This is a genomic window from Rhizobium sp. WYCCWR10014, from assembly GCF_001657485.1.
In the GTDB taxonomy this organism is placed as follows: Bacteria; Pseudomonadota; Alphaproteobacteria; order Rhizobiales; family Rhizobiaceae; genus Rhizobium.
Window position 1 is genome coordinate 259,591 of the sequence record NZ_LXFU01000050.1, and the last position, 25,851, is coordinate 285,441.

27 protein-coding genes are annotated in these 25,851 nt (G+C 60.0%); 15 read left to right on the plus strand and 12 right to left on the minus strand.

The features are described from left to right. Positions 1-24: 24 nt before the first annotated feature. The 5 genes from A6U98_RS29875 to ppk2 all read left to right on the plus strand — a co-directional run bounded on the left by A6U98_RS29875 (position 25) and on the right by ppk2 (position 5,671). Complete coding sequence (locus A6U98_RS29875; RefSeq protein ID WP_017958256.1) at positions 25-912, plus strand: sugar ABC transporter permease; 888 nt, start codon at positions 25-27, stop codon at positions 910-912. Then, on the plus strand, positions 912-1,796 hold the full coding sequence (locus A6U98_RS29880; RefSeq protein WP_064654530.1) for a carbohydrate ABC transporter permease: 885 nt from the start codon (positions 912-914) through the stop codon (positions 1,794-1,796). Before A6U98_RS29875 ends, A6U98_RS29880 begins: the two co-directional genes overlap by 1 nt. Positions 1,797-1,803: 7 nt before the next feature. Beyond that, positions 1,804-2,886: an ATP-binding cassette domain-containing protein gene (locus tag A6U98_RS29885; RefSeq protein WP_064654531.1), complete on the plus strand. Its 1,083-nt coding sequence runs from the start codon at positions 1,804-1,806 to the stop codon at positions 2,884-2,886. 83 nt (positions 2,887-2,969) lie between these two features. Continuing rightward, a complete protein-coding gene (locus A6U98_RS29890) occupies positions 2,970-4,622 on the plus strand; it encodes a GMC family oxidoreductase (protein ID WP_064654532.1) in 1,653 nt (550 codons plus the stop codon). A gap of 134 nt (positions 4,623-4,756) precedes the next feature. Further along, the gene (gene ppk2 / locus A6U98_RS29895) at positions 4,757-5,671 is read left to right on the plus strand and encodes a polyphosphate kinase 2 (protein WP_064654533.1); all 915 of its coding nucleotides are present in this window, start codon (positions 4,757-4,759) and stop codon (positions 5,669-5,671) included. Between the two features lie 113 nt (positions 5,672-5,784). Here the strand turns inward: ppk2 and A6U98_RS29900 are convergent, their stop codons facing one another. Then, positions 5,785-6,648 (minus strand): aldo/keto reductase family oxidoreductase, encoded by an 864-nt coding sequence (locus A6U98_RS29900; RefSeq protein ID WP_064654534.1) that lies wholly within the window; start codon positions 6,646-6,648, stop codon positions 5,785-5,787. 105 nt (positions 6,649-6,753) lie between these two features. Between A6U98_RS29900 and A6U98_RS29905 the strand changes: the two genes are divergently transcribed. Then, entirely contained in the window at positions 6,754-7,665 is a 912-nt protein-coding gene (locus tag A6U98_RS29905) for a LysR family transcriptional regulator (RefSeq protein WP_064654535.1), read from the plus strand. Between the two features lie 52 nt (positions 7,666-7,717). On the opposite strand, the gene A6U98_RS29910 is transcribed toward A6U98_RS29905, so the two are convergent. The 4 genes from A6U98_RS29910 to A6U98_RS37375 form a co-directional block, all read right to left on the minus strand. Then, on the minus strand, positions 7,718-8,197 hold the full coding sequence (locus A6U98_RS29910) for a pyridoxamine 5'-phosphate oxidase family protein (RefSeq protein WP_064654536.1): 480 nt from the start codon (positions 8,195-8,197) through the stop codon (positions 7,718-7,720). 107 nt (positions 8,198-8,304) lie between these two features. Then, positions 8,305-8,499: a hypothetical protein gene (locus A6U98_RS29915; protein WP_003538349.1), complete on the minus strand. Its 195-nt coding sequence runs from the start codon at positions 8,497-8,499 to the stop codon at positions 8,305-8,307. A gap of 62 nt (positions 8,500-8,561) precedes the next feature. Further along, on the minus strand, positions 8,562-8,798 hold the full coding sequence (gene rpsU, locus A6U98_RS29920; protein ID WP_064654537.1) for a 30S ribosomal protein S21: 237 nt from the start codon (positions 8,796-8,798) through the stop codon (positions 8,562-8,564). Positions 8,799-8,837: 39 nt separating this feature from the next. Beyond that, entirely contained in the window at positions 8,838-8,990 is a 153-nt protein-coding gene (locus A6U98_RS37375; protein ID WP_197496458.1) for a hypothetical protein, read from the minus strand. 453 nt (positions 8,991-9,443) lie between these two features. On the opposite strand from A6U98_RS37375, the gene rapA2 reads away from it, so the two are divergent. The 4 genes from rapA2 to A6U98_RS36965 all read left to right on the plus strand — a co-directional run bounded on the left by rapA2 (position 9,444) and on the right by A6U98_RS36965 (position 12,358). Continuing rightward, on the plus strand, positions 9,444-10,154 hold the full coding sequence (gene rapA2 / locus A6U98_RS29925) for a calcium-binding lectin RapA2 (RefSeq protein ID WP_064654538.1): 711 nt from the start codon (positions 9,444-9,446) through the stop codon (positions 10,152-10,154). A 189-nt stretch (positions 10,155-10,343) separates the two neighbouring features. Beyond that, the gene (locus A6U98_RS29930) at positions 10,344-10,532 is read left to right on the plus strand and encodes a hypothetical protein (protein WP_003555203.1); all 189 of its coding nucleotides are present in this window, start codon (positions 10,344-10,346) and stop codon (positions 10,530-10,532) included. Between the two features lie 86 nt (positions 10,533-10,618). Then, positions 10,619-11,911: a helix-turn-helix transcriptional regulator gene (locus A6U98_RS29935; RefSeq protein ID WP_064654539.1), complete on the plus strand. Its 1,293-nt coding sequence runs from the start codon at positions 10,619-10,621 to the stop codon at positions 11,909-11,911. A gap of 303 nt (positions 11,912-12,214) precedes the next feature. Continuing rightward, positions 12,215-12,358, plus strand: a complete 144-nt coding sequence (locus A6U98_RS36965; protein WP_156667907.1) for a hypothetical protein — start codon at positions 12,215-12,217, stop codon at positions 12,356-12,358. A 73-nt stretch (positions 12,359-12,431) separates the two neighbouring features. Here the strand turns inward: A6U98_RS36965 and A6U98_RS29940 are convergent, their stop codons facing one another. The 7 genes from A6U98_RS29940 to otsB all read right to left on the minus strand — a co-directional run bounded on the left by A6U98_RS29940 (position 12,432) and on the right by otsB (position 19,411). Continuing rightward, on the minus strand, positions 12,432-13,196 hold the full coding sequence (locus tag A6U98_RS29940; RefSeq protein WP_064654540.1) for an SDR family NAD(P)-dependent oxidoreductase: 765 nt from the start codon (positions 13,194-13,196) through the stop codon (positions 12,432-12,434). A gap of 55 nt (positions 13,197-13,251) precedes the next feature. Further along, positions 13,252-13,980: an SDR family oxidoreductase gene (locus A6U98_RS29945; RefSeq protein WP_064654541.1), complete on the minus strand. Its 729-nt coding sequence runs from the start codon at positions 13,978-13,980 to the stop codon at positions 13,252-13,254. Between the two features lie 126 nt (positions 13,981-14,106). Then, positions 14,107-15,366: an ABC transporter permease gene (locus A6U98_RS29950; protein WP_064654542.1), complete on the minus strand. Its 1,260-nt coding sequence runs from the start codon at positions 15,364-15,366 to the stop codon at positions 14,107-14,109. After that, positions 15,363-16,184: an ATP-binding cassette domain-containing protein gene (locus tag A6U98_RS29955; RefSeq protein ID WP_064654543.1), complete on the minus strand. Its 822-nt coding sequence runs from the start codon at positions 16,182-16,184 to the stop codon at positions 15,363-15,365. The genes A6U98_RS29950 and A6U98_RS29955 overlap by 4 nt, the downstream gene beginning before the upstream one ends. A gap of 71 nt (positions 16,185-16,255) precedes the next feature. Next, positions 16,256-17,329, minus strand: a complete 1,074-nt coding sequence (locus A6U98_RS29960) for a sugar ABC transporter substrate-binding protein (RefSeq protein WP_197496459.1) — start codon at positions 17,327-17,329, stop codon at positions 16,256-16,258. A gap of 216 nt (positions 17,330-17,545) precedes the next feature. After that, complete coding sequence (locus A6U98_RS29965; protein ID WP_064654544.1) at positions 17,546-18,430, minus strand: AraC family transcriptional regulator; 885 nt, start codon at positions 18,428-18,430, stop codon at positions 17,546-17,548. A gap of 201 nt (positions 18,431-18,631) precedes the next feature. After that, a complete protein-coding gene (gene otsB, locus A6U98_RS29970) occupies positions 18,632-19,411 on the minus strand; it encodes a trehalose-phosphatase (protein ID WP_184498523.1) in 780 nt (259 codons plus the stop codon). Between the two features lie 124 nt (positions 19,412-19,535). Here otsB and A6U98_RS29975 point away from each other — a divergent pair, with 124 nt between their 5' ends. The 5 genes from A6U98_RS29975 (at position 19,536) to repC (ending at position 25,621) form a co-directional block, all read left to right on the plus strand. After that, positions 19,536-20,621, plus strand: a complete 1,086-nt coding sequence (locus A6U98_RS29975; protein WP_064654547.1) for an ROK family protein — start codon at positions 19,536-19,538, stop codon at positions 20,619-20,621. 850 nt (positions 20,622-21,471) lie between these two features. Continuing rightward, positions 21,472-21,648 carry a hypothetical protein gene (locus tag A6U98_RS37380; RefSeq protein ID WP_197496460.1) on the plus strand — a complete coding sequence of 59 codons (177 nt, stop codon included), beginning with the start codon at positions 21,472-21,474 and terminating at the stop codon, positions 21,646-21,648. A gap of 262 nt (positions 21,649-21,910) precedes the next feature. After that, entirely contained in the window at positions 21,911-23,128 is a 1,218-nt protein-coding gene (gene repA / locus A6U98_RS29985) for a plasmid partitioning protein RepA (RefSeq protein ID WP_064654551.1), read from the plus strand. After that, on the plus strand, positions 23,125-24,114 hold the full coding sequence (repB, locus tag A6U98_RS29990) for a plasmid partitioning protein RepB (protein ID WP_064654553.1): 990 nt from the start codon (positions 23,125-23,127) through the stop codon (positions 24,112-24,114). The genes repA and repB overlap by 4 nt, the downstream gene beginning before the upstream one ends. A 199-nt stretch (positions 24,115-24,313) precedes the next feature. Then, on the plus strand, positions 24,314-25,621 hold the full coding sequence (repC, locus tag A6U98_RS29995; RefSeq protein WP_064654555.1) for a plasmid replication protein RepC: 1,308 nt from the start codon (positions 24,314-24,316) through the stop codon (positions 25,619-25,621). The last annotated feature ends 230 nt before the right edge of the window (positions 25,622-25,851 follow it).

Genomic DNA, 25,851 nt, shown 5'->3' on the forward strand with positions numbered 1-25,851 from the left:
TCCACTCCGTCAACGAGCTGGTCGATGTCCATCAAACGCAAGCCCAATCTTTCCGCGACCATCGCCTTGCTGCCGACATGGTTCGTCGCGGTCGTGGTTTTCATCGGCACCATGGCGTGGTCGATCCGCCTGTCCTTCACCAATTCGACGCTTTTTCCGTCCTCGACCTATGTCGGCTTGGCGCAGTATTCGAAGCTCTTCTCCTCCGCCAAGTGGCTGGCCTCGCTGCAAAACGTGTTGATCTTCGGCGTCCTCTACGTCGCAGGCTGTTTGCTGTTGGGCTTCCTGCTCGCCGCGGCGCTGGATCGTAAGATCCGCTTCGAAAGCGCCTTCAGGACCATATTCCTCTATCCCTACGCCATGTCCTTCGTGGTGACCGGGCTGATCTGGCAATGGATGCTCAATCCGACGCTCGGCATCCAGGCGAGCGTGCGTTCGCTCGGCTGGGAAAGCTTCGTCCTCGATTGGGTGGTCAATCGCGACATGGCGATCTATGCGCTGGTGCTTGCCGGCGTATGGCAGGGCGCGGGGCTCGTCATGGTCATTGCGCTCGCCGGCATGCGTGGCATCGAAGCCGAACAATGGAAGGCGGCGCGGATCGACGGCATTCCCGTCTGGCGCATCTATGTTTCGATCATCCTGCCGCAGCTCGGGCCGGCGCTGGCCGCGGCCGGCATGCTGCTCGCCATGGGCGTGATCAAGACCTACGACATCGTCGTCGCGATGACCAATGGCGGCCCCGGCAATGCGACGGAGGTGCCGGCGAAATTCATCATGGACAATTTATTCGGGCGCCAGAACCTCGGCCTCGCCACGGCAGGCGCGACGGTGCTTGTCCTCGGCGTGATCATCGCAGTCGCCCCGTTCCGCTACATCATGCACATGCGTGACAAAGCAAAGGGGGCTGCGTGATGGCCCGTCCTCATCCAAACGGCCCGAAGCCGGCCCAGATCACCGCCGGGCGCATCGGCCTCTATGCCTTCCTTTTCATCGCCGCACTTTTCTTCCTTTTGCCGCTCTACACCATGGTCGTCACCTCCCTGAAGTCCATGGACGAAATTCGGCTCGGGCAGATCTTTGCCCTGCCGGCGACGCTCGATTTCTCTGCCTGGGTGACCGCCTGGTCCGGCGCCTGCATGGGAACCGTCTGCGTCGGCATTCGCAGCGGCTTCTGGAATTCGGTGGCGATCACCCTTCCCTCGGTCGCGCTCTCGGTCTTCATCGGCGCCATCAATGGTTATGCGCTTTCGCTCTGGCGGCCGCGCGGGGCAAACCTGCTCTTCGGCCTGCTGATGGCCGGCGGCCTCATCCCTTACCAGATCTTCCTCTATCCGATGGTCCGGGCGATGGCGAATATCGATCTCTACAATTCGCTGGCCGGCATCATTCTCGTGCATGTCATCTTCGGTCTGCCGCTGGTGACGCTGCTCTTCCGCAACTATTTCGTCAGCGTGCCGGAGGAGCTCTGCAAAGCGGCGCGCGTCGACGGCGCGGGCTTCTGGCGCATCTTTTTCGAGATCATGCTGCCGATTGCCGTGCCGATGATCGTGGTGGTCTCCATGCTGCAATTCACCGGCATCTGGAACGACTTCCTGCTCGGTCTCGTCTTTGCCGGGCGCGACAACCTGCCAATGACCGTGCAGCTCAACAATATCGTCAACACCACGATGGGCGAGCGAACCTACAACGTGAACATGGCGGCGACGATCCTCACCGCCATCGTTCCGCTCGCCATATATTTCCTGTCCGGCCGCTGGTTCGTGCGCGGCATCGCGGCCGGCGCAGTCAAGGGGTAACGCTTCCATGCAATCTGCCGTCTCCGTCAAGGACCTGAAGATCGCCTATGGCGACCATACGGTGATCGAGAAGATGTCGATCGACATCGCGCCGCGAGAGTTCCTGGTGCTGCTCGGCCCTTCCGGCTGCGGCAAGTCTACGCTTTTGAACGCCATTGCCGGTCTCCAGGATATAACATCAGGCGAGGTCTGGATCTCGGGCAAGAATGTCAGCTGGGAGGAGCCGAAAGACCGCGGCATCGGCATGGTCTTCCAGTCCTACGCGCTCTACCCGCGCATGTCGGTCCGCAAGAACCTCTCCTTCGGCCTTCGCGTCGCACGCCTGCCGAAGGCCGAGATCGAGGCCCGTGTCGCCCGCACCGCCGCCCTTCTCCAGCTCGACAAGCTGCTCGATCGGCGTCCTGCTGAGCTTTCCGGCGGTCAGCGCCAGCGCGTCGCCATCGGCCGGGCGCTGGTGCGTGAAGTGGATGTCTTCCTGTTCGACGAACCACTGTCGAACCTCGATGCCAAGCTGCGCAACGAATTGCGCGTCGAGATTAAGAAACTGCACCAGCGCCTCGGCAACACCATGATCTACGTCACCCACGACCAGGTCGAGGCCCTGACGCTGGCCGACCGCATCGCCATCATGCGCGACGGCGTCATCCAGCAGCTCGCCTCGCCGGCCGAAATCTACCGCCGCCCGGCCAATCTCTTCGTCGCCGGCTTCATTGGCGCTCCGGCGATGAATTTCGTCGAGGGCCGGATTGAGCGGGGCAATAGCGCGCCGGTCTTCAGGAGCAAGGAACTCACTGTCGATCTCTCCGGTTATTCCGTTAGAGCGGACGCAGCGGAAGGACCGGCAACGCTCGGCTTTCGCCCGGAACACCTTGTACTCGATGGAGCCGCGAGCGGCCTGCCCACCATTCCGGGCCGCGTTGTCGTCGTCGAGCCAATGGGTTCGGACGCCGTTATCTGGTTCGACTGGGCGGAGCAAAGCCTCTCGCTCCGGCTGATGGGCGAGGTGACCCTTGAGCCCGGCGATGCTCTGGCTCCCGGGCTCGATATCGCCAAGGCCTCCCTCTTCGGCGCTGACGGATCGCGGCTGTGACGCACCATCCCTTTGTTTTCCCGCAATTCCGGGTGCATTTCGCGCCGTTTTGAGGATTGCTTCAGGACAGGATTTGAAAAGACATGTCTGAGATCGTCTATGATGCGCTGGTGATCGGCTCCGGCGCGGCGGGTTCATTTGCGGTAAAAGAACTGACGGCACAGGGGCTGTCGGTGCTGTTGCTCGAGGCCGGTCCCGCCGTCGGGCCGAAGGATTTCGATCCCGCGCGCAAGAAGGCGCCGGCAAGCAGCATCAATATCTGGGAGCGCGCGCGGGCCACCTTGAAGGGCCAGCCGATCCAGGCCCGCGCGGCGTTTTTCACCGAGCGTTTCAGCCACTTCTTCGTCAACGACCGCAAGAACCCCTATACGACGCCGAAGGGCGAGCCCTTCCTATGGATCCGCGGCCGCCAGGGCGGCGGGCGCCTCCACAGTTTTGGTCGGGTGCTGCTGCGCTGGACCGACGACGACTTCAAGATCCACTCACGCGCCGGAAAGGGCGTGGACTGGCCGGTCTCCTATGACGAACTGGCGCCTTTCTACGACGAGGTTGAGGCCTATCTCGGGCTCTACGGCAACAAGGACAACGTGGCCACGCTGCCGGACGGCATCTATACGAAGCCGGCAAGCCTGACGCCGGCCGAACAGATCTTCAAGCAGGCGGTTGAAAGCCGCTGGCCGGAAAGGCACGTCGTCTCCTGGCGTTACATCGCGCCTGACGCCGACCGGATGCCACGACCGCTGCGAGAAGCAAAGGCGACCGGCGACCTGACCATCCGCTACGACGCCGTCGTTCGCCGCATCACCACGGATGAGAAGACCGGCCGCGCCACCGGCGCGGAATACATCGATCGCAACACGGGCGCGGTATCGACGGTCCGCGCCGCGACGGTGGTGCTTTCCGCCTCGCCGATAGAGAGCGTGCGGCTGTTGTTGAATTCGGCTTCGGCGAAACATCCGGATGGGCTCGGCAATAGCTCAGGCGCTCTCGGTCGCTATTTCATGGACCAGCTGCCGTGCCTCGCCTTCGGCTCCTTTTCCAAGGCGAAGGGCTGGGCGCCCGACGAATCCGCGCCGACCGACCCGTTTTACAATCCGTCAGGCGGGATCTTCATTCCCCGCTTCGCCGAGGGCGACGCCGCCCGCGGCGATTTCGACTACCAGGGAAGCGTCGGCCGCGCGCCGGTCTCCGGGGACAGAGATGCACGTCTCGCCTTCTTCGGTTTCGGACGCATGCTGCCCTATGCCGACAACCGCATCACGCTCGATCTGAGGCGCAAGGATGCCTGGAACATTCCCGTGCCGCATATCCGCTGCGTCATGCAGGAGGAGGAGCAGGCGCTGCTCAGAAGGCAGGAGGAAACGCTGATCGCGATGATCAAGGAGGTCGGCGGCGACCTCGAATTCATCGGCTCGCCCACCGGCCTCAAGGAGATGGGCAAGGGCGCCTTTCCCGAAGCCGATGCCTTCAGTCGCTTCATGTTCCGCAAATGGTTCCGCAAGACCATGTGCATGGGTGCGGCAATCCATGAGACGGGCGGCGCGCGCATGGGCGAAACCCGTGAGGCTTCGGTGCTCAACCCCTACAACCAGGTCTGGGATGTCCCGAACCTCATTGTCACCGACGCCAGCGCCTTCCCCGGCAGCGGCATCGCCGGGACGACGCTCACCGTCATGGCCCTGACGATCCGCGCCTGCTGGAATCTTGTCGACAAATATCGAACAGGGCAGCTGTAGGCGCTCACATCCTGCGCGGCGCCTGCTCCGCCGGGCGCGGGGAACGAGAGAGGCGAGTAGCCGTTTTGGTCTTCGATCGTCACACAAACTTCGCACTGACATGCTCCTGTCAAAAGAAGCAAAGGGAAAAGGCCATGTCGCAATCACATCAGGACCAACTCAGCCGTATAAAGGCCGAAATTGCCGACAGCTTCGATGAAGAGCTGGAAATGCAGATGGAGGAAGACCGGCTCGACGATCTGGTCGCCGAAGGAATGTCGGAACCGGCGGAGCAGACGCTCGAGCGAAAGATCTACTTCCGGGAGCTTTTCCGCTTGCAGCACGAACTGGTGCGGCTGCAGGATTGGGTTCAGCATAAGAAGCTGAAGGTGGTGGTGCTTTTCGAAGGCCGGGATTCGGCAGGCAAGGGAGGCGCGATCAAGCGCGTGACCCAGCGGCTCAATCCGCGCGTCTGCCGGACGGTCGCGCTGCCCGCCCCGACCGAGCGGGAACGCCATCAATGGTATTTTCAGCGTTATGTCCCGCATCTTCCGACCGGTGGCGAGATCGTGCTCTTCGACCGAAGCTGGTACAATCGCGCCGGTGTCGAGCGCGTGATGGGGTTCTGCACCCCCGATGAACTCGAGGAGTTCTTCCGCTCGGTGCCGGAATTCGAACGGATGCTGGTCCGCTCCGGAATCGTGCTGATCAAATATTGGTTTTCGATCACCGACGAGGAGCAGGAATTCCGCTTCAATATGCGTATCCACGATCCGCTGAAGCAATGGAAGCTGTCACCGATGGATATGGAAAGCCGTGTCCATTGGGAGGAATACACCAAAGCCAAAGAGGAAATGCTGGCGCGTACCCACACGGAGGATGCACCCTGGTGGGTGGTTCAGGCCGTGGACAAGAAACGGGCGCGGTTGAACTGCATTGCCCATCTTCTCGAGCAGATCCCTTACGAGGATGTTCCGAAACCGGAGATCCAGTTGCCGGACCGCATCCGCAACGCCGATTACAACAGGGCGCCGGTTCCGCCTGAAATGTATGTGCCGGAGCGCTATTGAAATCATAGCCGCCACGGGTCGGCGGAGTTGAGGAAATAGCGGGAGCCGTATTGCTTCGCTACGCCATGCGAGAGCGTGGCGTAGCGATCGGATGCCGTCAGGCGGCGGCGACATCAAGCCATGCGGTTCAATTCCGAGACAGCGTCGTCCGGCAGCACCAGCCCGGCGGCGGCGAGGTTCTCCCTGAGATGGCCGACGGAAGAGGTGCCGGGGATCAGCAGGATGTTTTCCGCGCGACGCAGCAGCCAGGCGAGCGCCACCTGCATAGGCGTGGCATCAAGGCGTGCAGCGACATCGGACAAGGTGGACGACTGCAGCGGGCTGAACCCGCCGAGCGGGAAGAACGGCACATAGGCGATGCCGTCGCGCGCGAGATCTTCAATCAGCCTGTCGTCGGCCCGATGCGCCAGATTGTACTGGTTCTGCACGCAGACGATCTCGGTGATCCCACGCCCTTCGGCGATTTGTTTGGATGTAACGTTGCTCAGCCCGATGTGACGGACCAGGCCTTGCCGCTGGAGTTCGGCGAGCACCGTCAGGGGCGCTTCGATCGACCCTTCGGCCGGGCCGTGCACGTCGAACATGATCCTGAGATTGACGACATCAAGCACATCGAGGCCGAGGTTGCGGAGATTGTCGTGCACTGCCGCGGTCAGCTCTTCACGCGAGAAGGCCGGATTCCATGATCCATCCGCGCCGCGCCGGGCGCCGATCTTGGTGACGATGACGAGATCGTCGCGATAGGGATGCAGCGCTTCGCGGATGATCTGGTTGGTGACGTGCGGGCCATAGAAGTCGCTGGTGTCGATGTGGTTCACGCCGCTCGAGACCGCTTCCCGCAGCACGGCCAAGGCCGCGCCATGATCTTTGGGCGGGCCAAATACGCCAGGCCCGGCAAGCTGCATGGCGCCATAGCCAAGCCGCTTTACGCTGCGGCCGCCGAGGTTAAACGTGCCGGACTGATCGATAGTGGACATGATCTAACTCCTTTCAAGAGGACGCCAAGATAGACCCAAGATAAGCATTGTCGGAGCGCATGAAAATTGGCTATAATCCGCACGGGTTGTGCGGGACGGCGAACAATGAAAGCGGATTTAGGTGATCTCAATGCCTTCGTTGCCGTGGCACGTGCCGGCGGTTTTCGCGAAGGTGCGCGCTTCAGTGGTAGCAGCGCCTCCTTCCTCAGCGAAGCGGTGCGCCGCCTAGAGGGCCAGCTCGGCGTCAGGCTGCTCAACCGGACGACACGCAGCGTCGTCCCGACCGAAGCGGGCAAGGGCTTGCTGGAGCGTCTCGGCCCTGCTTTGAGCGAGGTGGAGTCTGCCCTCGACGTCGTCAACGGATTTCGCGACAGGCCGGTCGGTGCCTTGCGCCTCAATGTGCCGGTCAGCGCGGCGCGGCTGGTGCTGCCCGCCATCGTCCCACCCTTTCTCGCCGCCTATCCCGATATTCGGCTGGAGGTGGTCACCGACGAAAGCTTTGTCGACGTAATCGCTGCCGGCTGCGACGCCGGCATCCGCTATGACGAGCGGTTGGAGCAGGATATGATCGCAATACCGATCGGGCCACGCGTCCAGCGCTTTGCCATCGCCGCCTCCCCCGACTACCTCGATCGCCGTGGCCGGCCGCAACATCCGAGCGAGCTGCTCGGCCATGCCTGCCTTTTGGGCCGTTTCGACAGCGGCGCGATGACGGCGCCGTGGGAGTTCGAGCGCGATGGCGAGATAGTGCGAGTGGACCCGACGGGGCCGCTGATCGTGCGGGTCGGCGGAGCGACCGATTTGGCCGTCGATGCCGCTATATCAGGAACAGGGATCGTCTGCCTCTTCGAGGACTGGTTGCGCCCGCATATAGACAGTGGCGCGCTCGAGCCCATCCTCGAACCGTGGTGGCAGCGCTTCTCCGGGCCATTCCTCTATTATCCCGGACGGCGTCTGGTGCCTGCTCCGCTCCGGGCGTTCGTCGATTTTGTCAAGGCATCAGCCAATCAGGCTTGATGTTTGACGGCTAGAGACATGCCTCCCGATCTTCGTTGAGTGCTTCTATGCGTTAGAGCTTGACCTCGGCATTGTCGCCCATATCAGGTTTGCTGTTCGAGACCGCTGCGGCGGCCATCTTGATATAGCTGATGATCGTGCCTGGGCTGTCCCAATATTCGGCCGAAGACGGGGTAATCTTCAGGATGCGGATGGAAGGATCGTCGGGATTGTCCCACCACGCCTTTGCCGGTGTCGCCCATAATTCCCTGATCCTGTCTCGATCGTTCTGCACTTCGGCTATGCCCGACAAGGAAACATATTTTTGCCCCTTGGTGTCGGCAAAGGCGAGGCACACGTTCGGCCAGCGGACGATCTCATCGTCCTTATGACTGCTGACATCCGTCAGAAAATAGATCGCATTCTCGATCTGCGCGGTATAGGCGGACATCGGGCGGGCTCGCAGGTCGTCGCCGCTGCGGGTCGTCAGCATGCAAAACCCGATCTTGTCGATCAATTCCCATACCCGCGTCGCATCGTCTTGATTGGCCATTGTCATCTCCATCTGTGCAAGAGACGAAGTAACCGTCCACCGAAGCCGATGTTCCCAGCGGAGGGGCTAGTGAGCCCATTCCCAAGGAGATCCAGGCACGCAGTCGATCAGTGGACGCTTGGGGTTTTCATGACCATTGCGAAGTCTTCGGCGACCAGTTCGCTGACAGCGATGAGAACTTCCTCCCGGGAAAAGCCCGATGTCAGAGCGCGTTGAATCAGATCCTGCAGATCCGGCTCCACGACATCGCGGCAATCCTCGAGGCGTTCTTCCGAAACGGTGAGGCTATTGAGTTCGTCCATTGTCTGTCCTTTCAGGGGAATGTAACCGCCAAAGCCCGGGAAGGCTGGTGAGGATAAAGCCGCTAACGGGCGGCCACCGCCCGCTTCGGAGTGGGCAGCAGGCCTTCACGCTGCATCTGCTTGCGTGCAGCCTTGCGATGTCGGCTGATCGCCTGCGCCTTTTCCCTGACGCGCCGTTCGGACGGCTTCTCATAGGCGCGCCGTTCCTTCATTTCGCGGAACAGCCCTTCGCGCTGCGTTTTCTTTTTCAAGACTCTGAGCGCTTGATCGACATTGTTGTCTCTGACGAGTACCTGCATTTCGAGTTCTCCTTGTTTGGGTGGTGCGACGATCGCCGCTCAGCCGAGCTGCTCGGCGATCAGAGCCTGCAATTCGCGGCGGGTGAGAAGGCAGGGAAACGGCTTCCAGCTCCCAGCAACGCGGCGGACAGCCTCGTCATTCTCACGCGGTTTCGCCGCCGCAACCGCGGTGGCTGTATTTATGTGGTTCAAAAAGAAATCCTTTGCCGATCTCGGCCGGCGTCATCGATTGTTTGTGGGATTGCCCGTCACGCAGCCATAACGGCGCGCACGGATGCACAAGCGCTTCAATCATGAGCCAGCAACGGCTTAGATTTCCGCTTGATCGGGTATTCCTGCAACATAGCTATCGGCGGGCACAATTGCAACGGATAGCCCGGATGGCATGGCGCGGGCATCGCTAATCGCCTTCAGATATACTCAGTGCCATTTTATTCAAGTTAGCCGGGTATAGTTTTTGCCAAATTGTCTTCAATTTGGCTTGAAAGTGACATTATTCCGCCGAAAGGGAAGCAACGGGGAGATTGGCATCGAAATTAACCTTCTGTTAAATAGGCCATTGACTTGTAGTATTAATAGGTTGTTAAAGGAGCCGCTCGCTGAGGTCGAAATTGACCCGCTAATAAACAATTTGAGGAGAGAGCTATGGCTTCGCCGATTCATGCAACTGATGATAGTGCAACATTTAAAGAAACCGACGTTATTTCCGGAAATCTGCTTTCCAACGATTCCTCCGACAACGGCCACCTGTTCCTGCGCGCCTTCGATGGTGCAAGCGTTGGCGCCAAGGCCGGCAACAGCCAGGTCACCGAGATCCAGGGCGACTACGGCACTTTCTTCGTCAAGCCGGACGGCAGCTACACCTATGTCCTCAGCGACGCTGCCAAGATCGGTTTCGCCAACGGCGAATCGTTCCAGGAGAAGGTTTCCTACAAGATCTCCGACGGCAGCGGTCATACCGACGTCGGCCTGTTCACCCTGAACATCCAGGGCGTAACCCAGGTAAAGCCGATCGCTGTTGACGACCACTACAGCTTCAACGAAGGCGACGCCATCGGCGGCAACGTTCTGGACAACGACATTGCCGGCGACAATGGTCACCTCTTCCTCCGCCAGTTCGACGGCACGAATGTCAGTGCCAAGAGCGGTCCCGACGCGGTTACCGACATCGCCGGCGACTATGGCATCTTCCACGTCAAGCCGAATGGCGAATTCACCTATGAGCTGACGGGTGACCTGGCTGCTGGCCAGACCGTCACCGAAACCGTCCAGTACTACAAGATCTCCGATGGCGAAGGCCACACGGATGCTGGCGTTCTGACGCTCAACATCACGGGCACCGACGCTCTCGTTTGATCAGCAGTCATAGATCAGTGAGACACGACGCCCGCCGCGCAATCGGCGGGCGTCTTCGTATTCCGCTTGATTGGCGCAAGTCCGCCGGGGGCCAGTCATATTTCGATGATCTGCAAAGCGGCATAATTCTTTTTAGCTAGTTCTTATAAATGCCGGCGTGGCGTAGTCTTGATGTTCGGAGGACACGCCGTGACCGAACACATCGAACCCAGGCAAGTCGAAACAGACGATCTGACGAAAGTCTGGTCCGTGACGGAGTTCTGCGCTCGTCACCGGATAGATGCCGAGGAACAAGCGCTGCTGCTCAAACTCTTCGGGCCGTTCGCGACCGCCTCCGAATTGCTTCACAATGCCAAGCGCGCGCCAAGGTTCAGATGAGACCTCCTCCATTTCTTCAACGATCTTCTCACAAATCCCGGCAAGTCATTCGGTGAACGAGACGGCGCAAGATATCGCCTGATCGGGTGACGCTCGCTATCTTGCCTCTCCTTAGACATTTAGGCAGTAATGGAAATGGTGCGATCGTTGCATTTGGCGGAACCATCATCGTGAAAACGAGCGGTGCTGAAATGGATCATGTCGATATCGTTGATGCTGTCTATCAGGCGGCGATCCGTTCAGAATTATGGCCGGATACCCTGTGCGCGATCGTTGATTACGTCGGCGCCGTCGCCGGAAATATTGTCTATCAGGCGCCCGATGGCCGCGGCAGCTTTCTGATCCCCGGCCGCATGCGTGAAGATTTGAATGCGCTCTATCTTCAGCATTACACGAGCAACCCCTATGCCCGCGCATTCGAGAAGGTAAAGCCGGGCGAGATTGCAGTCGGCAATAGGTTGATCGATGCAGAGGCCGTCCGGCATTCCGCGTTTTACGCCGATATCTGCGAGCCTCAAAACATCTTCAATCAGCTCTTCCTGCCGCATGCCAGCCTGCACGAGCGGGGAGGTATTGGCGGTGTCGCTCTTTTCCTGTCTCGTCAGCAAGACGAACACGCCGTGGAAGCGGCAGCGCGGTTAGAGCGGCTGAGCCCTCATATGGCGCGGGCGATCGATCTTTCCTTTCAGGTAAATCGGATCGCCCGCGCACCCGAATTGCCGCAACGGCTGATCGATGCAATCGCGGATGCGGCCGTGCTGATCGATAGTCGGGGTGCAGTCCTTCTCTTGAATGCGGCAGCCGAAGCACTGCTCCAGCAGGCCGACGGCATTTTTCTCAGCCGATCCGAGAGGCCCTCGCTTGCCGCCCATATTTCGAAGACATCCATCCGGCTGGCGAACGCCATTCGTCAGGCTTTGCTGATAGCCGATGGCGAAGACACGCCTTTCGACGGGGCATTGTCGATCTCTCGGCCATCGGGTTTGCCGCCCTATCTGGTGATGATCACGCCGCTTGCACCGACAGCGGTTTCGATATGGGATGCGGTTGATAGCGGAGCGCGCGTCCTCATTCATATCGTCGATCCAGAAGCGAAGACGCGTCGGCAAGCGCAACAACTGCAACACATCTTTGGCCTGACCGAAGCCGAAACCCGGGTCGCTGCACTGATCGGCAGCGGAATGAATCTGCCCGAGATTGCCCGGGTTCTTGGAATTTCATCCAACACGGTAAAAACCCACACCGGCCGATGCTTTGGCAAAACGGGGGTGCGATCCCAGGCGGCTCTGGCCAGGCTGATTGCCTCGATCCCGATCGCCGGAAACAGGCCGGCGACGCCGTCCCGCACGAATGGAAAGAGCCGTCCGCGGCAATCGTAAATTCTAGGCCATCTTCACGCGATATGATCTGGAGATGCCTGCTGCATGACCTCATAGGTCCGGGCGATTTTCCTGAATTGCTGCTCACTCTCTGCACAAAATCTGCAATCCGGCGCGGCATTCTTCCGCCATGAGCAAGAACGACTTCCCGCCTCGCGTCACACCGCCCGTTTTGCCGGATCGCCTCCGCAATGACGGATGGTGGCTGACGGAGGCAGGCTGGCCTCGAGAGACCGCCTCTGAGAGCAGCCCGGTAAACATGCTCATCGTGACCGAAAAGCGGCATTTACCAGAGGAGCGGCAATGGACACAACCAACACCCTGACAGAGTCGATGCCGATCAGGCGTGGGCTGAGCTCCCATGGCGGTACGATCCGCCTGCTGCAGACGACCGGCGACGGCGCCAAGTTCGAAATTGCCATACCCGTGCAGTTCTCAAAGGGTTGAGGAGAGATCCCTGAATGGTGCCTAAGATCGTAGGGCGACGACAAACCGCCCTCCCCTATCCGATGTTCGCGTCTTATCGTGTCGTATAACCACCGTCGACGACAAGCACTTCGCCGGTGACATAACTTGCCGCTGCCGAGCAGAGGAACAATGCGGCACTCGCCACCTCCTCCGGCTGCCCGACGCGTCCCATTGGGGTCATGCTGCGCCAGGTCGGGAACCAGTCGGGATTGTCGATGCCGCCGCGCGACAGGTCGGTCTCGATATAGCCGGGGGCGATGGCGTTGACGCGAATGTTTTCAGCGGCAACCTCGCTGGCGAGGCTCTTCGTCATCATGTGGACCGCCGCTTTGGAAGTATTATAGGCGACCTGGTTCTGGGGAATGTTGGACACGATGCCCGATATCGAGCCGATATTGAGGATGACGCCGCCGCCCTGGCGCCGCATGGGAGCGAGTGCGGCTCGGCAGGCGCGGAAGACAGTGTCGACATTGACGGTCATGATCTCCCGCCAGATGGCATCGGAGAACTCGCCGCTGTCGCCATGAATGGCGATGCCGGCATTGTTGACGAGGATGTCGAGCCGTCCTGCTCGTGAAAGGGTCTCAGCGACGAGTTCGTCGGCAGCACTTTCCTTCATCAGGTCGGCAGCGATGAAATCGCAATCGACGCCGGCCTTGGAAAGCCGGTCTTCCGCCGCTGTATTACGGCTTCGTCCGGTGATGATGATCTTGGCGCCCGCCTCGCCGAGCGCCTCGGCGATGGCAAGCCCGATGCCGCGCGTGCCGCCTGTCACCAGCGCCACCTGTCCGTTTAGGCGGAATCTATCGAAGATCATGGCCGTTTCCTCTTGAGTGGGCGTTCCGCGAGTGTTGAAGGCGGACGCACTTTCGTCAGATGTCTGCGCTCTGCGGCAGGATAACGAGATCGCGGATCGTAATGTTGCGTGGGCGCGTCAGCATGAAAAGTACGGCTTCGGCCACTTCGTTCGCCTCCATCAGGCCGCCTGCTGCGAGCGCCTCATCCAGCTTCTCCTGCGGCCAATCGCTGAGGAGGGCCGTGACCACTGGGCCTGGAGCGACGGCGCCGACGCGTAAGCCATGCTTGGCCACCTGCCGCCTCAGAGTATGGACGAATGCCTGGACCGCGTGTTTCGAGGCGGTGTAAATCGGTTCCCAGACGACAGGGATCATGCCGGCAACGGAACTCGTCAGGATGATATCGCCGGTCTTTCGCTTGACCATATGCGGCAGAACGGCATGCACCGAACGGAATGCGGCGTTGATGTTCAGATTGAGCATCCGGTCCCAGGCATCAGGATCTCCGCCCAGCACTTCGCCGCCGATATAAGAGCCGGCATTGGCGTGGAAGATATCCAGCTGACCCGCTTTTTCGAGAATTTGCGGCATCATCCGTTCGACGCTTTTCGGATCGGTGAGATCGATGACCAAGGGAATGGCGTTCGCGTCGAGTTTCGAGCAGATTTCCTTCAAGGCGTCTTCATTGCGGTCAACCAGCACGACCCGAGCGCCCGTGGCAAGCAAAGCCTTGGCACATTCAAGGCCGATACCCGACGCCGCTCCGGTGACGGCCGCGACTTTTCCAGACAGATCCTGTCCCATTTTCTTCCTCTGGTTTCCTGGTTGATTAGAGCATTTCCGTTTTCTTCGAATTACGGAAGTGCTCTATCTCTTTGTTTTCACGCAATTCCGGACGCAAAACCGCTGCGCACTTTTGCTGAAATTGCTCTAAGCCCGGCCGTGCGAGATCCGTGATCGGCGTGCCAGCGAGTCGACGATGACGGCGACGGCAAGGACGGCGCCCGTGATCATGTATCGAAGCGACGACGACAGATCGAGAAGCGTCAGCCCGCTGGCAATCGACTGAATGACGATGATGCCGAGAAGGGCTGAATAGGCACTGCCGCGCCCGCCGAACAGGCTCGTGCCGCCGATCACCGCCGCAGCGATGGCATTGAGATTGACGTCGCCGGTGCCGGCCTGCTGACTTGCCGTCGCCAGCCGCGCGGCGGAGAGAACGCCGCCGGTGGCAGCAAGCAGGGCGCACATGACGAAGGCGCTCGTGTAAATGCGCGAGACGTTGATGCCGGAACGACGGGCAGCCTCCCTGTTGCCGCCGACGGCATGCATGGAGCGTCCCCATTTGGTGCGCGTCAGCGCGTAGTTCATGGCGGCGGTGAGCCCGACGAAAAGGCCGAACATCCACGGAATGCCGCGCGACTGGTTGAGATAGAACGCGACAGCTTCCAGGGCGAGTGTGATGATGACGGCGCGCAGGAGAAGCCCGCGGGCCGATTTCGCCGACAGGCCGGCCGCCCGCCGGCGCGCCGACGTGCGGTAGCTGGCGAAGAAGTAGGCAATGCCGGCAAGTGCCACCAGCAGATAAGCGATCGGGTCCGGCATGACCATGATCTGGCCGAAACTCACGAGCCAGGAACCATAGGGAAGATTGATCGAACCGGTCGCTCCGAGGATATAGAGCTGCAGGCCGAGAACCGCGAGCAGCCCGGACAGGGTGGATACGAAACTCGGCATGCCGAAGCGGTTGAAGACAAACGCGTAGAGCGAGCCGATCAGGGCGCCGACAATCATGGCGGCGAGGACCGCGAGAACCACTGGCCAGCCCTGATTGACCCAAAAGACGCCGACCAGCGCCGAGGCAAAGCCGCTGACGGAGCCGACGGAAAGATCGATCTCACCCACCATCAGGATACAGACGATACCCAGAGAGATGACGCCGACCGTCGAGCAGTCAAACAGCATGTTGACGAGGTTGGCGCTGGAGAGAAACACCGGATTGAGTGCCTGGAACACCGTCCAGATGATCGCCAGGCCGACAATGACCGGCAGTGAACCGAGATCGCCGGAGCGAATGCGATCCCAAAAGGCCTGGATCGAGCCACCGAAACTGTCGTCATGACGCACTCTCTCATCACGCCGGTCAAGCAGCGCCGGTGCCGCCGGATCATTTTCGATGGACTTCATCATGGCCTGCCCTCCTCGTTCGGTTGGCTTTGCGCCTGGCGGCGCGACGCGCGGCGGGAGACGGAATTGTTGGATGCGCCGGTGATGGCGCTGACGAGCTGCTCGTTGGATGCGTCGGGCAGCATGGTGCCATTGTTGCGGCCGAGCCGAAGGACGACAATACGATCGGCAACGGCGCGCACATCCTCCATGTTGTGGCTGATCATGATGACAGCGAGGCCGCGTTCCCGCACGCGCTCGATGAGGTCAAGCACTTCGGCGGTCTGGGCAACGCCGAGCGCCGCGGTCGGCTCGTCGAGCATGATCAGTTTCGGCTCGAGCAGCAGCGATCGGGCGATGGCCACGGTCTGGCGCTGTCCGCCGGACAGTGAGGCGACGGGCTCGCGCACACTTGGAATGCGGGCCGAAAGCTCGTTCAGAAGCTGCCAGGCGCGGATCTCCATGGCGACCTCATCGAGCTGATAGGGGCTGAGCTCCTTGCCGAGAAAGATGTTGGCGACGACGTCGAGATTTTCGCAAAGTGCCAAATCCTGGAACACCGTTGCAATGCCGAGCCCGAGAGCGGCACTTGGGCTCGGCAGGTGCACCGGCTTGCCCTCGAAGAGGATCGTGCCCGAGCTTGGCTGGTGCACACCGGCCAAGATCTTGACCAGCGTCGATTTGCCGGCGCCGTTATCGCCCACGAGCGCCACGACCTCGCCAGCATACACGTCGAGCTCGATATCGGTGAGCGCCGACACTGCCCCGAAGTTCTTCGATATTCCACGCAGACTGAGGACGGGCCGACGGGAAGGGTCAGGAGTATGAGATGTTTCAGACATTGCCTGGCCTTTCGAAAAAGCGAAAACCGGAAGCGCGACCGGTGGCCCGGCCGCGCTTTCGCTTGGCTTGATTATTTGGTGATGCCGAGCTTCTTGCAGCCGTCGGCATAGCGGCCGGTGCACAGCTCCTCGGCGGTGTTGATCTTCTTGTCGATGATCTCGGCCTTGAGGTTTTCGGCGGTAACGACGGCAGGGACGAAGAGCTGCGCCGGCGTGTCGTAGACCGTCATCTCGGCCTTGATCGTTTCTCCGGCCAACAGCTTCACGGCGACGTTGGCAGCGGCAGCGGCGACGATTTCGCTCGGCTTGGAGATCGTATTGTACTGATCTCCCGCGATGATCAGTTGCAGTGCAGCGATCGTTGCATCATTGCCGGTGACCGGCGGCACGGGATCGACACCCGCTGCCTTGAAGGCTGCGATGGCGCCACCACCGGTACCATCATTGGCGGCGACCACGCCGACGATCTGTTTGCCGAAACGGGTGATCTGGCCGCCCGCCCATTGCTGGGCATTCGAGGGCTGCCAGTTGGGCGTGTCGAATTCGGCAAGCGTCTTGTATCCGCCGCTCGCCAGCCCCTCATGAATGCCATCCTTGATCAGCCCGGCAGCCGCATCGGTCGGCGAACCGTTGATCTGCAGGATGCCGCCTCCATCGGTCGGTACGTTCTGCGCCTTCAGATGCTGGACGAGCGATTCCGCGATTGCCTTGCCGATTGCCTTGTTGTCGAAGGAGACGTAGAAATCGGCCTTGCCTTTCGGGATAGGACGGTCATAGGCAATGACCTTGACACCCTGGCTCTGTGCAAGCTGGACGAGCGATGCGGCCGCCGCCGAATCCACCGGGTCCAGCACGATGACTTTGGCGCCTTGCGTGATGGCCGAATTGAACTGTTGCTGCTGTTTTGCGATATCGGCATCGGCGTTCTGATAGAGAACCTTGCACGACGCGCAGAGCTTCTTCATTTCCGCGACGAAGCCCGGGTGATCGTGCTCCTCGTAACGGGTCGAGCCCTGGTCGGGCATGAGGAATGCCACTGTCGCATCCGCAACGGCGGTTTGCGCAAAGGCGGAAGTACCGCCCAGCAAGGACAGGACAAATACTGCGGCGCCTGCCGCCTTGGTTGAGAATTTCATCATTTCCATCTCCTCCCATTGGAAAAATTGTGTAGATTCGTGATTGCACTGTCTGCTGTGGCCGTTCGGCTAAATTAACGGTCGCGCCTGTCCCGGTGGTTTGACGTTTTTGAGGACAAGCATCTTCTATCGCGAGCCGCTCATCGCGTGCCCGCGTTCAAGTCAGTGTCAGTTTTTGTTCCTCCTCCTCCTCGTCCTCCCTCGTCCCGTGCTTCTTCGGCTATTTTAGGCCGCCTTTGCCACGTTGATATTGTCACCCAACAACCGCCGGAAACGGGAAGGCGTCATGCCTTTTTCCGCGAGAAACTGCCTGTTGAAGTTGGACAGATTGTTGAAGCCGACCTCGAAGCAGATATCGGTAATCGATGCGCGGTCATCGCTCATCAGGATCTGGCAGGCGAGATTGATGCGCAGGCGTTTCACATATTGTACCAGCGACATGCCGGTGTGGCGTCGGAAGCCTCGCGAAAAGGCGCCGGTCGACTGTCCGGCGATCGCCGCGAGATCGGCTTCGTCGAAGGATTTCGTCAGGTTCTCTCTGATATAGGCGAGCGCCTTGTTGATGCCGGCCGACATGTAGCCCGATGGATCGGGCAGATAGTTCGGGCTGGCGAGAAGCTGGGAATCCTGCGCCCGGCTGAGCAGGCCGACGATCATCATGAAGAGTTCGATGCGACGCACACCATGGGCCTGCTGCACCTCGTTCATCAGAGGCGCAACCTGCCGGCTGGTATCGGCGCCAAAGAGCACGCCGCGGCGGGAGGCTTCCAGAACCGGATCGAACGGGCCGAGCTCGGCCAGCACCTTCATCGTGTCGTTGATGAAGCCCTCGCTGAACTGGATGAGCTGGCATCGAAGCGGAATGCTCGATCCCTTCGGGACATCGCTGATCCAGTTGTGGGGAAGATTAGGCCCCGCAAGCACAAGGTTGCCCGGCTCGAATTCGCCGATGAAGTCGCCGACGAAATAGCGTCCCGTTGTCGCCACGACGAGATGAAGTTCGTATTCCGGATGAAAATGCCAACGAACCGTATGGTAGGGATAGCCATGCGCCTTCGTTGCGAAAGATTCGCCGGGCCGGATCTGAATGACTTCCAAGTCAGGTTCCATTGTCTCCTCCTCCGAGGACGGTTCCAGGCCCGCCAGCCAAATTCCCTTTTTGGCTTTATTGTTGAAGGGGAGTGTAATGGGCTCATGTCACGCCCGCCACCACGATTCCCGGCTAAAACCGATACTTTTTTGACAATTGACGCTGCGCAGCCGGCGCGAAGACGACAGCAATCCGCATTGTACATCGTCCAAGGGCCGGCCTCAGGCCGCCAAGGCGGCAATGACGTTTCTGACCAGCGCAGAAGAGGAGAGCCGGCTCGTGGCGCAGCTCGGCGCGCCGATCGCGCCGACACGCACCGAAACGCCGCCACGCGCATTGGCGATCGCAAACATCGACTCGTCGGTCAGATCATCGCCGATGGTAATCGGGCAGCGGTTCTTGAACGGGTCGGACTGGAAGAACCGCTCCAGCGCATCGCCCTTGCTCGACCGTGCCGGACGCAGCTCGAATACCATCTTGCCGAGTTGCAATGCCCAGTTCGGCCCGGCGAGCTCCGCATAGTGGTGCATGCGTTCTTCGAGGATCTTTTCATATTCGGGCGCGAGGCGGTAATGGGCGGCAACGGCCGCACCTTTGTCTTCGATCAAGACCCCAGGATAGTGCTCGGCTTCAGTGGTCAGCGCATGCTTCAGGGCCTGAAACTCAGCTGTCGCCTCGACCGTCTGCATTCCCGAGGCGTTCCTGATTTCCGCGCCATGCAGGCCTGCTGTCGGAAATGCAAAGGGTTTGAACAGCTCATCTGCATAGGCAAGCGATCGTCCGGTGACCAGTGCTAAGGCACCGCCGAGTTTATTCGACAGGCGATGAAGTTGTCCCGGAAGCGCCTCTGGGACCTCGATCGCATCCGGCGTGGGCGCAAGATTGAGCAGCGTCCCGTCAATGTCGAGAAACATCGCCCAATGGTCGGGCTCTTCCAAGACCAGTGAAAGCATTTCCTGAGTAGCGTCGTCGTCTTGCACGGCATTCTCCAAACTCTGCAACCATGAAAGCTAGGTCGCCGGCCGACGAGGACAAGGTGGCTTTTCAGACTCCGGAACATCCAGAGGCTAGTCCGCGTTGTATCTCGCCGCCCATTCGAGCACTCGCGCCGTAGAAGGTACATTGATGGCCAAAAGCAGTTCCGATCCCCGTGATGAGGTCAATGCCCCGCTAGCGCATGGCGCTTTAAACCTGCCATTGGTGACGATAGACGACTATAACAACGAACTGCGTGACAAGGATGGTTTCGTTGGCGACAACGCCAACAAAAAGACGTTCCAACAGAAGCTCGACGATTGGAGAAAACGCGTCCGCAAGGTTGGAGACGACCCGATCGGCAAGACCGCGACGGAGAAACTCTCCAAGAAAAAAATCGACGCTATTTTGAAGGGCGATGATTTGGCGGCGGCGGCGTTGGTCATGGGGGCAGTGGAGGATTTTGCACAAGGCTTTGCCGATGTGATAGGCAAGTTTCTGAAGGACAAAGGCTGGGGAAAGACAGAACGCATCGTCGTTGGCGGCGGCTTCCGTCGGAGCCACTTTGGCGAACTGACAATCGCCAGGACCATGGTCATTCTCAACGCGGCCGGTATCGACGTCGAGGTCGTGCCGATCGTTCACCACCCCGATGAGGCCGGACTGATCGGCGCTGTCCACCTGATGCCGCGCTGGATGTTCAAAGGCCACGAGGCGATCCTCGCCGTCGATATCGGCGGCACGAATGTTCGCGCCGGCGTCGTTCAATTCGGAAAGGACGATGTGCCGAATTTTGCGGATGCGAGCGTCTGGCAATCAGCCATCTGGCGCCATGCCGACGATGAGCCAAGCCGAACCGCCACCATCGATCGGTTGGCGGCGATGTTGCGGGATCTGATCGGCAAGGCCGAGAAGGCCAATCTCAAGCCGGCGCCGATCATCGGGATCGCATGCCCCGGCATCATCAAAGCCGATGGTTCCATCGAACGCGGCGGACAGAACCTGCCGGGCGGAAACTGGGAGAGCGACAGTTTCAACCTCCCCGCCGCACTGATGAAGGCCATTCCTGAGATTGGCGACGACAGCACATTCGTGATGATGCACAACGATGCAGTCGTGCAGGGGTTGTCGCAGATCCCTTTTATGAACGACGTGTCGAGATGGGCCGTGCTGACCATAGGCACGGGGTTGGGCAATGCGCACTTTACCAATCGCGAGGGAACGAAGGTGCGATAGTGATTGCCTGCCTCGCTCCACTCCAGGCAGGAACGCTGGATCGAACGCGATGCGCGATGCGGGCGTTGCCGTGCCGCTTTATGGTAAATAGCAGGTAAACAAGAAGGAATTCCGTGGACGGAAGCGAAGTCGGCAATAAGTTCCGCTAGAAGACGGCGGCTTCGCCAACATGGAGGTGAGATTTGGTCGCCCGGGCTACCAATAACGTCAGCAGGATCTCGGTACGGTCGTTGCTAGCACTGTCGATGATACTCGCCGAAACCTGATTCGCCTAGCATGCGCTGTATTCATCGTGGCGGTTGATGAGAGCCCGGGATGTCTGCAACCCTGTTGGCGCTCAACTGGCGGCATGTGACTAGACTGGTGCCACCGACCTGGCCTAGCGATTATCGGATCTCCGTACAAACGAACCGGAACCCCTGGACCCCAGCCGCCCCCAGTATCTCACCGACTTCGATCGGCACGAAAATTCGGGCTGCGGATCCCCTCCCCCGTTGGTCCGAAGCAGCAGCCTTCCCTGTGGTAAAACCCAAATCGCAGTCTCCGAATTCTGGCGATGCCGCATGATCCGAGATAGCCCAGTTCGCCGGTGCCGGTAAGATGGGGCCTTTCGCATGTCAGGCCGCTCCTGCGCGCCACTCTTCTATCCTTGCGCAGGGAAGAGACCGGAGCGGCGAGCGGCGCCGCCAAAGGCCGCGTTTCGGATCGGCGATTGAAAATGGGTGTCTCCCCTCCCCTTCGCGCGTGCTTGGAAAAGATGGTGATAACACCGGCGGGCGGTTCTCGGCGGCTTCAAATTGCGCTTATCTCCAAGGCTTCACGCAATCGATGCGCAGACGAAAGATGGATCATGAACTTCAAGGGAATAAGCGCTCCGCTCAATGCCGGTCGTCTCGAACAAATGCTCGGCCTTGCGCAGCCACGGCGCGATGCCGAACCCCAGGACACAAGTGACAAGTCCTCCGGCAACGAACCTGTCCGCGGGATGGAAGCCCAAAGCCTATGCCGTTTATCTGTCTATAAATGAGAAATGGATTGTCTGGTCCGACGTGCCCAAGCAGCGGGTGTTGTTTTCCGGTGAGTCGGCAACGGCGTTGGCGTCTGGCATCGACGGGTGCGGACACCGCCGCCATTGTCAGCTGACAATTGAGCTAAGATTCCGGAATTCCACATCATTTTTTCCTTGAATCCTGTCTGTTATCCATTGGCTAACCAAGAAATCGCTTGACGGAATCGGCAGACTCACGATCATTTGCGCAAAATGACCCGATTTATCAGGATTTGCGTGAATGCCGAATAAGGCCGCGATTGTTGAGAAAGCCAAGAGAGCGAGTCGAGTCTCGATCGACGAGACGATCGCGCAGGACTCGACGATGCTCAGCAGCCAATTGCAGGTGCTGTTCGAGCGGTTGTTTTCGCCCGACGCCCGCAAATCGCTACGGCGGTTTAGCAGCACCGAAACAGCCAAGCTGCTCGGCGTCACCGACAGCTATGTTCGTCACCTTGCCGCCCAGGTAGAAAGCATCAATCCGGAAAAGACGGCGGCCGGTCGACGGGTGTTCTCGCTTGAGGAAATCCATGCGATGCGCCACCATCTCGGGCGCACCAAACCGTCCTATCTGCCGATGCGCCGGCCGGGTGACCATCTCCAGGTGATTGCCGTCACCAATTTCAAAGGTGGCTCCGGCAAGACGACGACATCCATCCACCTGGCGCAGTTCCTGGCTCTTCGCGGCTACCGCGTGCTCGCCGTCGACCTGGATCCGCAGGCGTCGATGTCGGCGATGCTCGGATATCAACCCGAATTCGACGTCGGCGAAAACGAGACGCTTTACGGTGCCATCAAATATGACGAAACGCGCCGCGACGTAGCCGACATCGTCCGCCAGACCTATTTTCCGGGGCTCGATCTCATTCCAGGCAATCTCGAACTGCACGAGTTCGAACACGATACGCCAAAGGCGCTCGCCGACACCAACCGCGACGACAAGGACATGTTCTTCATGCGGGTCGGCAATGCGCTGCATTCGCTGGAGCAGAGCTACGATGTCGTCATCATCGATTGCCCCCCCACCCTCGGCTTTCTGACGCTCTCTGCTCTTTGTGCCGCCACCTCCGTCCTTATCACCGTCCATCCGCAGATGCTCGACGTTGCGTCGATGAACCAGTTCCTGACGATGACCTCCGACCTTCTGGCCGTGGTCAAGCAGGCAGGCGGCAATCTTGATTACGACTGGATGCGCTATCTGGTCACCCGCTATGAGTCCAATGATGGACCGCAGGCGCAGATCGTTGCCTTCCTGCGCAGCCTGTTTGGCGAGCGTGTGCTGACCTCGATGATGGTCAAGTCGACAGCGGTCTCGGATGCTGGCCTGTCGAAACAGACGATCTACGAGGCCGGACGCGAAACGATGCATCGCCAGACCTATGACCGCGGGGTGGAATCCGTCGACAGCGTCAATGCCGAGGTCGAGCAACTCATTCGCAGCGCATGGAGCAGGACATGAGCCCAAAAGGACGCGACATCCTGAAAAGCATGGTCGGCGCTGTCGAACCGACACGGCCGGACGTACCAAGCCTGCAACAGCCGCATCGGCCTTCGGGAGCGGTCAAGGCGATGAACCTGTCGCTTGGACGGCTGGGAGAGGAAGCAGCCGCCGCCAAGGCGCTACGCGAATCGCTGGCTTCCGGCGACAAGGTGCTGGAGATCGATCCGGCTGCGGTCGAAATGTCCTTCATTCGCGACCGTATCCCGGTCGACAAGGATGCCGAGTTCGAGCGATTGAAGCAGTCCATGCAGGAAAGCGGACAGCAGGTTCCGATTCTGGTGCGGCCGGACCCGGCAAGGCCCGGGCACTACCAGGCCGCCTATGGCCACCGGCGCCTGCGGGCGGCCGCAGAGATCGGGGTTCCTGTTAAGGCCGTTGTACGAAAGCTCACAGATGAAGAGCTGATCCTCGCGCAGGGTCAGGAGAACGGCCCGCGTGTCGACTTGAGTTTTATCGAACGGGCACTGTTTGCACGCCGCATGGACGAGCATGGCTTCACCCGTGACATGATTTCCAAGGCGCTGGCGACAGACAAGCCGGAAACGTCAAGGCTCCTGCAGGTGGCTCAGACGATCGATCCCGAGATCATTCTCGCCATCGGGCCGGCCCCCAAGGTCGGACGCCCGCGCTGGTTGGCGTTTGCCGAGAAATTCAGGGAGACGGGCGGGCAGAAAAAGGCGCAGGCTGCCATCAGAGCTGCTGGTTTCGTGACGTTGGAGACCAACAGCCGCTTCGATGTCATCTGGAGGGCGGTAGAGGAGAAGAGTCCTCCTCAGCGGGCCGAGCAGACGCTCCGGACCCAAGGCGGCGCGCCGCTTGCTTTGGTGGCCCGGTCCGGCAAAACCTTTCGCATCACCGTCAAATCGGCGGCGTTTTCGGAATTCCTGGCTCAGCGGTTGATAGGCCTCGCCGCCGAGTTTGAAGAGGAAAATGAAGGAAAATGAGGCAATTAGACCGGTTGTCAGCTGACAATTCGGATAGGAGTTAACGCGCAAAAGAAAAAAGCCCCCGAACGTCACCGTCGCGGAAGCTTTCCTCGTAGTCTTGAACACCTCCGAGAATCGCACTTCCGAGAATCGCTGTCAAGAGTTTTTGGCGCCGTTTTGGTGAGTGGATTTCTTTTGCCTCGTTGAGGTGGAAGATATGGAAACCGGAAGTGTGACGACGCCCTTCGGGCGGCGGTCGATGACGCTTGGCATGCTCGCAAACCAGGTCATGGCTGGGGAGATCAAACCGGATCAGTCGGTCGATAAATGGAAATTGTTTCGCGCGCTGTGCGAAGCAAAGCCGCTGCTCGGCATTGGCGATCGGGCGCTTGCCGTGCTCAACGCGCTTTTGAGCTTTTATCCGAAGAACGAACTGGCCCAGGGAAACGGTTTGATCGTCTTCCCGTCGAATATCCAGCTTTCGCTCAGAACGCATGGCATGGCCGAACAGACGGTGCGGCGTCATCTCGCCGCGCTCGTCGACGCAGGTCTTCTGCTGCGCAAGGATAGCCCCAACGGCAAGCGTTACGTCCGCAGGGACAGGGCAGGGGAGGTCGACGAGGCGTTCGGCTTCTCGCTGGCGCCGCTCCTTGCCCGTGCCGAGGAGATCGAACAACTCGCGGCCGAGGTGATGGCTGAGCGGCTGCATGTCCAGCGTCTGCGTGAATGCATCACTCTTTGCCGCCGTGACATTGCAAAACTGATCGAGGCGGCCGTTGAAGAAGACATCCCTGGGGATTGGCAAGCTCTCTACAGCGAATTTAGGGACCTGATCGAAGGCCTGCCGCGATCGCCGACGACAGCACAGCTTGAACTGTTGCTGGATGAATTGACGGGCCTGCGGACAAATATCCTTAACCAGCTGGAAATTCAGGTTAAATCAACAAAACAGCGCGGCAATGCCGATTATATCGAGCGTCACATACAGAATTCAAATCCCGAATCTATTTCTGAACTTGAACCAAGCTTCGAAACGAAGCAGGGCGCGACAGCTGAGCCAGACAACGACGGAGGGTCTGTGACGGCCGCGAAGGGAAGGGGTGAGGCAGGCCATCCCTTCCCGCAGACGGAGGAAGAGCAAAGTCGACGGCCGGGGGTCCGCAATGATGGTGGCGGACTGAAATCCTTCCCGCTCGGCCTGGTTCTGCAAGCCTGCCCGGAAATCCTTGCCTATGGGCCGGATGGCTTAATCCGCCACTGGCGCGATCTGATGGCCGCAGCCGTCATCGTTCGATCGATGCTGGGCGTCAGTCCATCGGCCTACGAAGAGGCCGCCAATGTGATGGGTCCGGAAAACGCCGCGACCGTGATGGCATGCATCCTGGCGCGAGGCGGCCACATCAATTCGGCCGGTGGCTATCTGCGTGGCCTGACGCGGCGAAGCGAAAAGGGAGAATTCGCGATCGGCCCGATGCTGATGGCGCTTGTGCGGGCAAATGCGCCCGCCGGGCGGAAAGTTGGATAGGCCTTGGCTCCGTGCGGGCTTAGCCGGTAGTTAAGCCCGGGCAAGAGTCTGCAGGCTGCTCCGAACAGCTCTGGTGCGAAAGCCCTCGAAAGGAGATCTTTTGTTTTGCGGATCGTATGGTTGCGAAGTTTCGCTTTCGCAGGTCGCCCCTCGCTCTTCTGCCTATTGGGCGATGAAGCGATCCGCCTTGTGGAATGCCGCCGAGCGTGCCGAGAAGCGAAGTGACGCCC